Here is a 12,683-nt window from a genome sequence, read left to right on the forward strand (position 1 = left end):
GGTGATTCGATCATGAGCAACGCGTTGGAAAACACGACCCGCACACACTGGCGTTCACTGTTGATGGTGGGCTTTCCGATACTGCTCGCAGCGGCGGGGTACGTGTATTACCTGCAGGACGCGCCGTATGTGTCGACCGATAACGCTTACGCCCGGGTGGCGAAGGCGTCGATCAATGCGCGGGTGTCCGGGCAAGTGGTGGAGATTGCCGTGGAGGACAACCAGCCGGTGCACAAAGGGCAAGTGCTGTTGCGGATTAACCCCGAGCCGTTTCAGGTGGCAGTCGAGCGCGCCCAGGCCCAACTGAGCGTGGCGCGGTTGCGGGTCGAAGGCCTTAAGGCCAGCTACCGGCAACAGCTGGCTGAACTGCAGGCGGCCAAGGAGTCGGCGGGTTTTGACCAGAAAGAATTCGCCCGCAAAAAGGCCTTGGTGGCCACCGAGTTCGTGTCCCAGGCCGTGTTCGAACGGGCCGACACCGACTTGAAAGTCGCCCGGCAACGCGTCGCGTCCATCGAACAGCAGGTCGCCAATACAGTGGTGGCCCTGAGCGGCAATCCCGACATCGAAATCGACCGCCACCCGGCGATTCTCGAGGCCAGGGCGCAACTCGACGAAGCGCAACTCTACCTCTCGTACGCGACCGTCTATGCGCCTGACGATGGCGTGGTGGCCAAGGTGGATGACGTACAGGTCGGCGACTACCTGAACAGCGGTGCACCGGCCTTCGCCTTGCTGTCGCCCCGTCGCACCTGGGTCGAGGCCAACTTCCGCGAAACCCAGCTGACGCATATGCGTGCCGGCCAGCAGGCAACCATCAGGCTCGACACCTATCCGGACCATCCCTTCAAGGCCCACATCACCAGCTTGAGCCCGGGCGCCGGCGCTGACTTTGCCCTGCTGCCGCCGGAAAACGCCACTGGCAACTGGGTCAAGGTGGTGCAGCGGGTGCCGGTGCGCCTGGAGCTGGATGATGCGAATGTTGAGCTGCCGCTGTTTTCCGGCACCAGCGCCACGGTAACCGTTGATATCAGGACCGGCCCATGAACGGCGCACGCAGCCTCAGGTTCGCGGCGTTACTGGTGACCTGGTTGCAGGCGGTCAACGTGTCGCTGCCGAACTCGGCCCTGCGGTTTGTGCAGGGCAGCTTGTCGATGACGGACGACGAGGCGGGGTGGATATTCACCTCGTACCTGGCCGCCAGTGCGATCACCTTGCCGGTCGCCCAATGGCTCGCCGCGCGTTTGGGCGTGAAGGTGGTTTACCAGACGACACTGGCGGTCTTCGCCTTGGGCTTGCTGCTCGCGACCGAGGCAACCACCTCGCTGCAATTCGTCGGCGCACGGGTTATCCAGGGTGCTGCCAGCGGCGTGTTGGCGCCGCTGTCGATGGCCATCGCCCTGGAGACACTGGCCCCGGCACGACGGCCGAAATTCGGCCCGGTGTGGACAGCCATCGGGCTGTTGGGCATCGTCAGCGGCCCGGCGATTGGCGGCTGGATCAGCGAGCATTTCGGCTGGCGCTGGATGTTCTACGCCAGCCTGCCGCTGTTGGCCTACACCACATCGATCGTGGCGTTATTGCAGCCAGAGAAGAAAACCAACGGCGTGCCGGCCTTCGATTTTGCAGGCTTTGCCAGCTTTACCTGCGGCGTGATCGGCCTGCAAATGCTCCTCGACCGAGGCCAACGCCTGGAGTGGTTCGATGCGCCCGAGATCTGGCTGGAAGCTGCCGTGAGCGCCCTGGGGTTCTACCTGTTCGCCGTGCACCGGTTCACCTCGCGCACGCACTTCATCAGCAAGGGCTTATTGCGCGACCGCAACTTCGTGCTGTCGACCCTCATCTTCTTCGCCGTCGGTTTCGTGCTGCTGCCAACCATGGCGATGACCTCGCCGATGCTGGACGAACTGCTCGGCTTCCCGCCGGACACTACAGGCTTCCTCACCATCCCCCGTGGCGTGGGTTTGCTGGGTGCGTTCTGGCTGATGAACCGTGTGCCTGCACATCTGGATGGCCGCCCGTTCGTGGTCGCCGGTATCGCCCTGGTGATCTACGCCAACCACTCGATGCTCGGCTACTCGCCCTTGATGGATGGCTGGCCGGTGGCAGTGGCCGGTGCCCTCCAAGGAGCCGGCCTGGGCCTGCTGATGCCGGCGCTTTCCCGGGTGGCGTTCAGCACCCTCGACCCGGCGTTGCGCCCTGAAGGCAGCGGGCTGTTCAACTTGTCCCGCGTCTACGGCAGCACCTTCGGCGTGGCGGTGGTGCAGTGGTTCTTCTTCAACAACACCCAGGCGATGCATGTGGCGCTGGCCGGTCACCTGACCGCTTATTCGGTCTCTGCGTCCACGTCCCTGGCAGGTTTTGGTGCGCTGAACGAAGCCATCACCGGCCAGGCTGCGTTCATCGCCGTGCTTGGCCAATTCAAGATTCTGCTGTGGGCAATGCTGGTGGTGAGCCCGCTGGTGCTGCTGCTGCGTAAACCTGTCACGACCCGCTAGTTTTTCGGAGTGTGCGTAATGAAATTCCATGGGCTTGTTATCACGGCCGTTATAACCCTGTCTGCTTGTTCGGTTGGCCCGGACTTTAAAGCGCCGTCCGTTGCCGCCTCGCAGCACTACGACGTGCAGGCAGAGCAGCGCGTGTCGTTCAATCAGAAGGTGAACGTCGACTGGTGGTCGACCTTTCATTCCCACACGCTCGACAGCGTCATGCGCCGGGCGATTGCCGGCAACCTTGAGCTGACGTCGGCGGACGCGACATTACGCCAGGCAGCCGCCTCGGTGGCGGCGGCGGAAGGTGCGCTGTTCCCGCAGGTGGATTTTGCCGCGCAAGCGGGGCGCCAGCGCGTGCATAACGCCACGCAGCCTGCGGTGGTGAACTTCTATGGTGTCGGGCCGCAGGTCCGCTTCGACCTGGACGTATTTGGCGGCAACCGGCGCCGGGTCGAGCAGCAGCAGGCATTTGCCGATCTCCAGCGGAATCGCTTCGAAGCGGCCTACCTGACACTGACGGGGGACGTCGCCAGCCAGGCGCTGTTGATGGCCTCGGCCAGCGCGCAGATGGAAGCGGTGCAGACCTTGCTCGTCACCGACGCGAAAAATCTCGAGCTGGTGCGTGCGGCGCAACACAGTGGCGCGGCGACGCAGCTCGACATTTCCCTGGCCGAAACGCGGCTGGCGCAGGACCGCACGCTGTTGCCGCCACTGGCCCAGCAGCGGGATGCGGCGCGGCATGCGTTGTCAATTCTGGTTGGCAAAGGTCCGGCGGATTGGCGTGCGCCGGATTTCAACCTGGCTGAATTTGCCTCGGCCACCACGCTGCCCGTCAGCTTGCCGTCTGAACTGGCGCACGACCGCCCGGACGTGCAGCAAGCGGAGGCGGAACTGCGGGCGGCCAGTGCGGCAGTCGGCGTGGCGACCGCCAATCTTTATCCGCATGTGGAACTGTCCGCTTCCCTGGCCCAGGCCGCTTCGGGCAACGGCGGGACGGCGCTGTGGGGTTTTGCCACCGGGCTGGCGGGGCCGATCTTCGACGGCGGCAGTCTCAAGGCCGAGCGCCAGGCGGCGGTGGAGGGCTATAACGCCTTGCTCGCCAACTATCAGCAAACCGTTATCAAGTCGTTCGGCCAGGTTGCAGACACCTTGCAGGCGATCAATCACGACGCGCAGGAATACCAGGCGCAGATCGCCGCGTTGCAAGCGGCGGACAACAGTTTGCGGCTGAACCAGCAGGCCTATGGGGCAGGGGAGAACGGCTTGCTGCAGGTGCTGGAGGCTCAACGTGCATATGAGCAGGCGTTGCTTGGGCAATTGCGGGCGAGCACCGCCCAACACCTCGATACGGTGCGCTTGTTCGTGGCGCTCGGTGGTCGCTCGGTTAGCGATTTCAGGCGCTAGCGGGGTGGGGGCATATCCGTTTTTTAGGTAACGGCGGCTATGGGTTCCGCTTTTACAGCAAGGCATTGCTCCGCGGGCCGCTCCTCAATCCCTGCGTTCGGCCTCGGGCTGAATGGGGCAAAGAACACAGCGGCCTACAGGCCGGCTTGAGCGTTAAAAACCAGGGCAAAAGCTGTAGGAGCTGGCTTGCCGGCGATGCAGGCAACTCGGTGTATCAGGTACATCCAACTGATGCCATCGCCGGCAAGCCAGCTCCTACAGTGGCCCGTGCTGGTGCTCTACAACACTGTTTGGCTCACGTTCAAAAGTGACCCGCCGGAACGGCGGAACCAATACCCGCCATCACCGCAGCAACCGATGTGCCCAATCAACCACCCTTACCCAACAACGCCCTGGCAAACTCGTCAGACGCAATAAAGTCCATGGCCTTGCGCAACTCGCAGGCCGCCTGCGCACCGAACACCTCATCAAACCGCACTGCCATCTGCTTGGATACCACCCGTGCGTCCTCATACTTGCGCAACCCGGCTTCAGTCAACAGCACCCGCCGGCTGCGCCGATCCAGCTCGTCCACCTGCAACACCACCAACCCATCCCGCACCAGCGGCTTGAGCGTATGCCCCAAGGCCGACAAATCCATTACCAACGATTGCGCCAAATCACGCATCTTCGGCCCATCACCATTGGCAATGTGGTTCAGCAGCGAATACTGCGTGGCTTTCAAGCCAAACGGCACAAACGCTTCGTCATAGATTTGCGCCATGCGACGGGACGCGCGACGCACGGCTCCGTTAGAGCAGGTGCTGGGGCTATTCAGGACGGGAGGTGCACATTTCACGGCGGATCACTCGCTACAGCCAAAGGGTTAACCGAACGTTAATCCGGCAAGATGAATATTGACATATGTAGAAACAAATTAGTTGCGTATGCCTCTAAACGCTATATCGTGGCATATGCCTCTATTTTGACCGGATGTCAGTGCAGCAGGCCCGGATTACAGACGGGCGGGGCAGGAGGAACGCGCTGTTCAGTGCCTCCTTCAGTGTTCAACTTCCTGTCTGGATCACACCTATGCTCAACCTTGTGCGCATCGCATTGCGGCGCCCCTATACCTTTCTGGTATTGGCTATTTTCATTCTGATTGTGGGCCCGCTCGCGGCCTGGCGTACCCCGACCGACATCTTCCCCGAAATTCGCATCCCCGTGATTGCCGTGATCTGGCAGTACACCGGCTTGCCACCGGACCAGATGGCCGGCCGTATCACCTCGCCCTTCGAGCGGGTACTGACCACCACGGTTAATGACATCCGCCATATCGAGGCGCAGTCGTTGAACGGCTTCGGCATCGTCAAGGTGTACTTCCAGCCGGGCGTCAATATCAGTACGGCCAACGCACAAGTGACCTCGGTGTCCCAGGCCATCCTGCGCCAACTGCCTCCCGGCACCACGCCACCGCTGGTGCTCAACTACAGCGCCTCGACGGTGCCGATCGTGCAATTGGCATTGTCCGGCAAAGGGCTCACCGAGCAGAATCTGGGCGACCTGGGCCTTAATACCGTGCGCCTGATGCTCACCACAGTGCCCGGTGCGGCGCTGCCGTACCCGTTCGGCGGCAAGTCCCGCCAGGTGCAGATCGACCTCGACTCGGCGCGGATGCAGGCCCGTGGCCTCTCGGCGCAAGACGTGGCCACCGCCCTGGCTACGCAAAACCTGATCACCCCGGTGGGCACGCAAAAGATCGGCAGCTATGAATTCAACCTGCAACTGAACAACTCACCGACAGATTTCCACGACCTGGAAAACCTGCCTATCAAGACCGCCGACGGCACCACCGTATTGATCCGTGACGTGGCCACCGTGCGTGACGGCAACCCGCCGCAAACCAACATCGTGCACGTCAACGGCAACCGTTCGGTGTTGCTGCCGGTGCTCAAGACCGGCTCGGCATCGACCCTTGGGGTGATCGCCGGCATCAAGGACAAACTCGCCGACAACAAAGGCGCGTTGCCGCCCAATCTGAATATCGACCTGATCGGCGACCAATCGCTGTTCGTGCGTTCGGCCATCAGCGGCGTGGCCCGCGAGGGAGTGATTGCAGCGGCGCTGACCAGCCTGATGATCCTGTTGTTCCTCGGCAGTTGGCGCTCCACGGTGATCATCGCCACGTCGATTCCGCTGGCCATCCTGTCGTCGATTGCCACGCTGTCGGCGCTCGGCGAAACCCTTAATATCATGACCCTCGGCGGCCTGGCATTGGCCGTGGGGATTCTGGTGGACGACGCCACGGTGACCATCGAGAACATCAACTGGCACCTGGAGCAGGGCAAGCCGGTGGAGACGGCGATCCTCGACGGCGCAGCGCAGATAGTCACGCCGGCGTTCGTGTCCCTTTTGTGTATCTGCATCGTGTTCGTGCCGATGTTTTTCCTGGAGGGCGTGGCGCGCTTCCTGTTTGTGCCGATGGCCGAAGCGGTGATCTTTGCGATGATCGCCTCGTTCATCCTGTCGCGAACCCTGGTGCCGACCCTCGCCAATTACCTGCTCAAGCCTCATGAACATCATGCGGACGGCACGCCAGTGGTCGCGCCATCGAACAACCCGCTGGTGAGGTTCCAGCGCGGGTTCGAGCGCCAGTTCGAAGCGTTTCGCGCGGTTTACCATGGGGCGCTGGAGAGTGCGTTGCACCACCGCCGCATCGTGGTGATCGCGCTGCTTGCATTTGTCGCCGTGTCGTTTGCGCTGGTGCCGTTCCTGGGCCGCAACTTCTTCCCCGAGGTTGACTCCGGGCAGATCCTGCTGCATGTGCGGGCACCGGTCGGCACGCGGGTCGAGAGCAATGCACGGCTGGTGTCGCAGATCGAGAGCACCGTGCACAAAGTCATCGACCCGCAGGAGCTGGCAGCCATTGTCGACAACATCGGCCTGGCCATCAGCGGGATCAACGTGGCCTACAACAACACCGGCACCGTGGGCTCCCAGGACAGCGATATCCAGATCAGCCTGAAAGAGGGCCATCGCCCGACCGCCGACTACATACGCGAACTGCGTGAACGACTGCCTCGCGAATTTCCGAACGCGGTGTTCTCGTTCCCCGCGTCGGATATCGTCGGGCAGATCCTCAACTTCGGTTCGTCCGCGCCGGTGGATGTGCAAGTCAGCGGCAATAACCTGCCAGCCAACTTCACCTATGCCAGCACGCTGTTGCGGGAAATTCGCAGGGTGCCGGGTGTGGTGGATGCGCGCATCCAGCAGTCGCGGCAACTACCAACCTTCAAGATCGATGTGGACCGCACCCAAGCGCAACTGGTTGGCCTGACCGAGCGCGATGTGACCAACAGCCTGGTGGTCAACCTGGCAGGTTCCAGCCAGGTGGCGCCGACGTTCTGGCTCAACCCGGCCAACGGTGTGTCGTACCCCATCGTGATGCAAACCCCGCAATACGGCCTCGACACGCTGGCCGCCCTGCATAACCTGCCGTTGAGTGGCAGCCCCGGTGCGGCGTCAGACCAGACCCTGGGCGGCCTGGCCTCTATCGAGCGCAGCCACGCCAACTCGGTGGTGACCCAGTCGGATATCCAACCGGTGGTCGAGGTATTGACCGCGATCCAGGGCCGCGACCTCGGCGCCGTCGCCGCCGACATTCAGAAGATCCTCACCGCCCACGCCAGCGAAGTGCCCACCGGCTCCAAAGTGCTGTTGCAGGGCCAGGTGCAAACCATGAACGCGGCCTTCAGTGGCCTGCTGTTTGGCCTGCTCGGCGCGGTGGTGCTGATCTACCTGCTGATCGTGGTCAACTTCCAGTCCTGGGCCGACCCGTTCGTGATCATCACGGCCTTGCCGGCGGCGCTGGCGGGCATTGTGTGGATGCTGTTTGTTACCCACACACCGTTGTCGGTGCCGGCGTTGACCGGGGCAATCATGTGCATGGGCGTGGCCACCGCCAACGCCATCCTCGTGGTGAGCTTCTGCCGCGAACGCCTCGCGGTGCACGGGGATGCGGTGCAGGCGGCGCTGGAAGCCGGCTTTACCCGCCTGCGCCCGGTGTTGATGACCGCCATCTCGATGATCATCGGTATGGCACCAATGGCCCTGAGCCTGGGGGAGGGCGGCGAACAAAACGCCCCGCTGGGCCGTGCGGTCATCGGCGGGCTGGCCTTTGCCACCATTGCCACGTTGTTCCTGGTTCCGCTGATTTTCAGTCTTGTGCACGGGCGGCGTCAGCACGCCACGCTTGCGACCACCGCCACTCAAGGGGTTTGACATGTCCACTTCCGTTTCCAATCCGGGTTCACCCCGCCGCAAATCCCGTGGTCTGCTCTGGCTGGTGCTGGGGCTGGTGGTGCTGGTCGCCGTGGTGGTGTTCGGCATCGGCGTGCGCGCCAGTGAATCGCGCGACCTGAAAACCTGGACCGATGCCCAGGCCTTGCCCAGCGTGACCCTGATCACCCCGAGCGTGCAGCCGCAAGGGCCGGTTTTGAATTTGCCGGGCCGGCTTGAGGCGTACTCCCGAGCGTCGATCTTTGCCCGGGTCAACGGCTACCTCAAGACCTGGAATGTCGACATCGGCGACCATGTGAAGGCCGGGCAACTGCTGGCCGAAATCGATACGCCGGAGCTCGATCAACAGCTGCTGCAAGCGAAGGCCGTACTCGCCTCGGCCCAGGCCGACGAGTCGCTGGCACAAACCACTGCCAAGCGCTGGCAGGCGATGCTCTCGTCGGATTCGGTGTCTCGCCAGGACGTGGATGAACGCACCGGCGACCTGACCGCCAAGCAGGCCAAGGTGGTCGCGGCCAAGGCCAACGTCGACCAGTTGATCGCCACCAAGGGCTTCCAGCGTTTGACCGCGCCGTTCGCCGGCGTGGTCACCGCGCGTGCAACCGACGTGGGGGCGTTGATCAATGCCGGCGGTGCCACTGGCAAAGAGCTGTTCGCGGTCTCCGATGTGAGCCGGCTACGGGTGTATGTGCAGGTGCCGCAGTCGTCTGCACCGCAGATCAAGGTCGGTACCGTGGCGCGTCTGAGCGTGCCGGAATATCGCGGTGAAACCTTCAGCGCCAAGGTGGTCGCCGCCGCCGATGCGGTAAACGCCGCATCCGGCAGTACCCTGGTGCAACTGCTGGTAGACAACCCCGGTAGTCGCCTGCTGCCAGGCGGCTACACCAGCGTGCAGTTCACCTTGCCGGTGCAGACCGACGTGCTGCGCCTGCCCGCCAGCGCCCTGGTGTTCGATGACAAAGGCATGCGCGTGGCCACCCTTGACGCAAACAATCATGTGCACTTCAAGACCGTGACCATCGCCCGGGACTTCGGTGACAGCGTGGAAATCGGCAGCGGCCTGGTCGCCACCGACCGGGTAATCGACACGCCCCCCGACGGCCTGGCCGATGATGATTCGGTACAACTGGCCGCCAATACTCCAGAGGCCAAACCCCATGGCTAATCGCACTTGCCTGGTATTGGTCGCGACCCTGGGCCTAGGCGCCTGCCACCTTGCGCCGCCGTTGGACATACCCGACGTGCCCGTGGCCGCGCAGTTTCATACCCAAGGGCCGTGGACCGTCGGCACGCCGAATGACCAGTCGAGCCGCGACGGCTGGTGGCATATTTACAAGGACCCGCAACTGGATGCCATGGAGCAGCAGTTGCTGCAAAACAACCCGGACCTCAGTGCGGCACTGGCTCACTATTCCCAGGCCCAGGCGTTTGTGGCCCAGGCGCAGTCGGGGCTGTTTCCCAGGATCAGCGGGTCTGGCAATGCCCAGCGCATTCGCCAGTCGGACACACGCCCGTTGCGTTCGGCCAGCCCGCCGAACGTTTACGATTCCGGCACCTTGGGTGTTGAGGTGGACTATGAAGTCGACCTCTGGGGCCGCGTGCGCGACACCGTGGCCGCCGGCACCAGCGACGCCCAGGCCGCCAAGGCTGACCTGGCTTCGGTGCGTTTGAGCTTGCAGGCGCAGTTGGCCGACAGCTACATCCGCCTGCGTGGCATCGACCGGCAAGACCAGTTGCTGCAGCAGACCAGCGACGCCTATGCCAAGGCCTTGAGCCTCACCGAAGGCCTGCACGGCGGCGGTATCGTTTCCGGGCTGGATGTGGCACGGGCACGTACCCAACTGTCGACGGTCAAGTCACAACTGAGCCAAAACCTGGTGCAGCGTGCGGTGCTCGAACATTCGATGGCGGCGATGCTGGGTGAGTCCGCATCCACCTACGCGATAGCCCCAAGCGTTGCGCAGATCGCGTTGCCCGCCGTACCCACCGGTGTACCGTCTACGCTGTTGCAGCGTCGGCCGGACATTGCCGCTGCCGAGCGTCGGATCGCCGCGGCCAATGCCCGCATCGGCGTGGCGAAAGCCGCCTGGTTCCCGGCCCTCACCTTGAGTGCCCAGGGCGGTTTCCAGAGTGATGAGTTCGCGCATTTGTTGAGCTCGCCGAACATTTTCTGGGCGATTGGACCTTCGCTGGTCGGCACCATCTTTGACGGCGGCGCGCGCCAGGCGGGTGTCGACAGTGCCAGGGCGGCTACTGATGAAGCCGCGGCCAAGTATCGTGGTGTAGTGTTGGGCGCGTTCGAGCAGGTGGAGAACAACCTGTCGATCCTCTCCGGGCTCGACACTGCCCTGGTAGACCAACGCGATGCGGCGGCAGCCGCGCAGTATGCTGAGGACTTGTCCCTGGCGCGGTATCGCCAGGGCGGCGCGGCGTACCTGGATGTGGTGACCGCGCAGGTCGCCTCGTTGCAGGCACAGCGAACTGTGCTGGATCTACAGACTCAACAGTTGAGCGCCAACGTAGGGCTGATCAAGGCATTGGGTGGCGGCTGGAACCTGGCCCAACTGGCCCAAAAGAACCTGTAGGAGCGAGCTTGCTCGCGAAGGTCGTCAACGATTATGCGTATTTGTAGGTTAAACGCGGCGCTCTCGGGTTTTTCGCGAGCAAGCTCGCTCCTACAGTTAGTTATTTAGTTAGTTGTTGTGAACATTGAATCCAAGGAGTAGTGGCATGACTGATTACGTACCGCCAAAGGTCTGGACCTGGAAATCCCAAAACGGCGGAACCTTCGCCAGTATCAACCGGCCCATCGCCGGTGCGACCCACGACAAGGAATTGCCGGTTGGCCGTCATCCGTTGCAGTTGTATTCGTTGGCCACGCCCAACGGTCAGAAGGTCACGATCTTGCTGGAAGAACTGCTGGCCCTGGGGCACAAAGGGGCGGAATACGATGCGTGGCTGATCAAGATCGGCGACGGTGACCAGTTCGGCAGCGGCTTCGTTGGCGTCAACCCGAACTCGAAGATTCCCGCGCTGCTGGACCGCAGCGGGCCCAAGCCGATTCGGGTGTTCGAGTCCGGGGCGATTCTGCAGTACCTGGCCGAGAAGTTTGGTGAGTTCCTGCCCACTGAACCTGCGGCCCGTGCCGAGTGCCTGTCGTGGTTGTTCTGGCAGATGGGCAGCGCGCCGTACCTGGGCGGTGGTTTCGGGCATTTCTATGCTTACGCGCCGACCAAGATCGAATACGCCATCGACCGCTTCGCCATGGAAACCAAGCGCCAACTGGATGTGCTGGACAAACAACTGGCCGAGCACGAATACATCGCCGGGGACGCGTACACCATCGCCGACATGGCGATCTGGCCGTGGTACGGCGGCCTGGTGAAAGGCCGCTTGTATGAGGGCGCAGAGTTTCTTTCGGTGCAGGATTACACGCATGTGCTGCGTTGGGCCAATGCCATCGAAGCGCGGCCTGCGGTGCAGCGTGGGCGCCGGGTCAATCGTGTTTCGGGCGAGCCGTCAGAGCAACTGCGCGAGCGTCATGACGCGTCGGACCTCGACTGACCCGACCCACACCCGCCCCCCGTAGCAGCTGTCGAGCCCAAGCGAGGCTGCGTAAGGCGCGCTGCACGCTTTGAGCCGAGTTGCGGCCCACGCAGCCTCGCTAGGGCTCGACAGCTGCTACGGCGATCGTGTGGGGGACTCGTCTTTCCCACTTGGCGATCACCAGCGGTGCCAGGGCATTGCCCAACACATTCAACGCGGTGGTCTGCATTTCCATCAGGCGGTACACCCCGGCGATAAAGGCAATGCCCTCCAACGGCAAGCCCGCACTCGCCAGGGTCGCCGACAAAATCACGAACATGAACCCCGGCACCCCGGCCGCGCCCTTGGACGTCAGCACCATGGTCACCACCAGCAGTGCCTGGTCACCAAGGCTCAGGTCGATGCCATACAACTGCGCCACGAACAGCGTGCCAATCCCCAGGAACAGCGACGCGCCGTCCAGGTTGAACGAATAGCCTACCGGCACCACAAAGCTCACCAGGGACGGCGGCACGCCATAAGTTTCGAGCTTCTTCATCAACTGCGGCATCACCGCCGCGGAACTGGCCGTGGAGAACGCCAGGATCAGTTCATCCTTGATGTGGCGCATCAACGCAAACAGGTTGATCCCGCACAGCCGCGCCACCAGGTTGAGCACCACCAGCACGAAGAACGCGATGGACACATAGCTGACCATGATCAGCTTGGCTAACGGCAACAGCGAGCTCACGATCATCTTCATCAGCTTGATAAAGATATCGCCGGCCGGTTGCAGCAGGTTGTTCACCAGCCACGGCCGGGACTCGGGAAAGCGATGCAGCAGCGCGCCGATGGCGATGCCAGCGAGCAGTCCGATCAGGATTTGCCAGACCAGCGCAATGCGGGGCTTGTGCATTTATATCAATGATTATGAGTGTTGTTCTAGCCAGTCAATGAGCAGCCTTCCGTGGCTGCCGGGTGTGGCGT

9 protein-coding genes are annotated in these 12,683 nt (G+C 62.8%); 7 read left to right on the forward strand and 2 right to left on the reverse strand.

From position 1 onward, the window contains the following. Positions 1–12 precede the first annotated feature (12 nt). Genes RGV33_RS10330 through RGV33_RS10340 form a run of 3 tightly spaced genes read left to right on the forward strand, consistent with a single transcriptional unit; the run spans position 13 to position 3,893 of the window. Positions 13–1,044 (forward strand): HlyD family secretion protein, encoded by a 1,032-nt coding sequence (locus RGV33_RS10330; protein ID WP_322144179.1) that lies wholly within the window; start codon positions 13–15, stop codon positions 1,042–1,044. Continuing rightward, positions 1,041–2,495: an MFS transporter gene (locus tag RGV33_RS10335; protein WP_322144180.1), complete on the forward strand. Its 1,455-nt coding sequence runs from the start codon at positions 1,041–1,043 to the stop codon at positions 2,493–2,495. The genes RGV33_RS10330 and RGV33_RS10335 overlap by 4 nt, the downstream gene beginning before the upstream one ends. A gap of 18 nt (positions 2,496–2,513) precedes the next feature. Then, entirely contained in the window at positions 2,514–3,893 is a 1,380-nt protein-coding gene (locus tag RGV33_RS10340; protein WP_322144181.1) for an efflux transporter outer membrane subunit, read from the forward strand. Positions 3,894–4,260: 367 nt separating this feature from the next. Here the strand turns inward: RGV33_RS10340 and RGV33_RS10345 are convergent, their stop codons facing one another. Beyond that, the gene (locus RGV33_RS10345; protein ID WP_322144182.1) at positions 4,261–4,677 is read right to left on the reverse strand and encodes a MarR family winged helix-turn-helix transcriptional regulator; all 417 of its coding nucleotides are present in this window, start codon (positions 4,675–4,677) and stop codon (positions 4,261–4,263) included. A gap of 287 nt (positions 4,678–4,964) precedes the next feature. Between RGV33_RS10345 and RGV33_RS10350 the strand changes: the two genes are divergently transcribed. The 4 genes from RGV33_RS10350 (at position 4,965) to yghU (ending at position 11,735) form a co-directional block, all read left to right on the forward strand. Then, positions 4,965–8,153 (forward strand): efflux RND transporter permease subunit, encoded by a 3,189-nt coding sequence (locus tag RGV33_RS10350; RefSeq protein ID WP_322144183.1) that lies wholly within the window; start codon positions 4,965–4,967, stop codon positions 8,151–8,153. Position 8,154: 1 nt separating this feature from the next. Next, on the forward strand, positions 8,155–9,336 hold the full coding sequence (locus RGV33_RS10355) for an efflux RND transporter periplasmic adaptor subunit (RefSeq protein WP_322144184.1): 1,182 nt from the start codon (positions 8,155–8,157) through the stop codon (positions 9,334–9,336). Further along, positions 9,329–10,756 (forward strand): efflux transporter outer membrane subunit, encoded by a 1,428-nt coding sequence (locus tag RGV33_RS10360; protein ID WP_322144185.1) that lies wholly within the window; start codon positions 9,329–9,331, stop codon positions 10,754–10,756. Before RGV33_RS10355 ends, RGV33_RS10360 begins: the two co-directional genes overlap by 8 nt. A 145-nt stretch (positions 10,757–10,901) precedes the next feature. Next, complete coding sequence (gene yghU / locus RGV33_RS10365) at positions 10,902–11,735, forward strand: glutathione-dependent disulfide-bond oxidoreductase (RefSeq protein ID WP_322144186.1); 834 nt, start codon at positions 10,902–10,904, stop codon at positions 11,733–11,735. Positions 11,736–11,835: 100 nt separating this feature from the next. Here the strand turns inward: yghU and RGV33_RS10370 are convergent, their stop codons facing one another. Beyond that, on the reverse strand, positions 11,836–12,612 hold the full coding sequence (locus RGV33_RS10370; protein ID WP_322144187.1) for a cation:dicarboxylate symporter family transporter: 777 nt from the start codon (positions 12,610–12,612) through the stop codon (positions 11,836–11,838). Between the last annotated feature and the right edge of the window lie 71 nt (positions 12,613–12,683).

This window comes from Pseudomonas sp. Bout1 (genome assembly GCF_034314165.1).
Taxonomy (GTDB): Bacteria; Pseudomonadota; Gammaproteobacteria; order Pseudomonadales; family Pseudomonadaceae; genus Aquipseudomonas.

What these genes read in the sequence shown, in the direction of transcription:
- RGV33_RS10360 (WP_322144185.1), top strand. Translation starts at nt 9,329, where the DNA reads ATGGCTAATCGCACTTGCCTGGTATTGGTCGCGACCCTGGGCCTAGGC.
- RGV33_RS10330 (WP_322144179.1), top strand. Translation starts at nt 13, where the DNA reads ATGAGCAACGCGTTGGAAAACACGACCCGCACACACTGGCGTTCACTG.
- RGV33_RS10340 (WP_322144181.1), top strand. Translation starts at nt 2,514, where the DNA reads ATGAAATTCCATGGGCTTGTTATCACGGCCGTTATAACCCTGTCTGCT.
- RGV33_RS10370 (WP_322144187.1), bottom strand. Translation starts at nt 12,612, where the DNA reads ATGCACAAGCCCCGCATTGCGCTGGTCTGGCAAATCCTGATCGGACTG.
- RGV33_RS10350 (WP_322144183.1), top strand. Translation starts at nt 4,965, where the DNA reads ATGCTCAACCTTGTGCGCATCGCATTGCGGCGCCCCTATACCTTTCTG.
- yghU (WP_322144186.1), top strand. Translation starts at nt 10,902, where the DNA reads ATGACTGATTACGTACCGCCAAAGGTCTGGACCTGGAAATCCCAAAAC.
- RGV33_RS10355 (WP_322144184.1), top strand. Translation starts at nt 8,155, where the DNA reads ATGTCCACTTCCGTTTCCAATCCGGGTTCACCCCGCCGCAAATCCCGT.
- RGV33_RS10335 (WP_322144180.1), top strand. Translation starts at nt 1,041, where the DNA reads ATGAACGGCGCACGCAGCCTCAGGTTCGCGGCGTTACTGGTGACCTGG.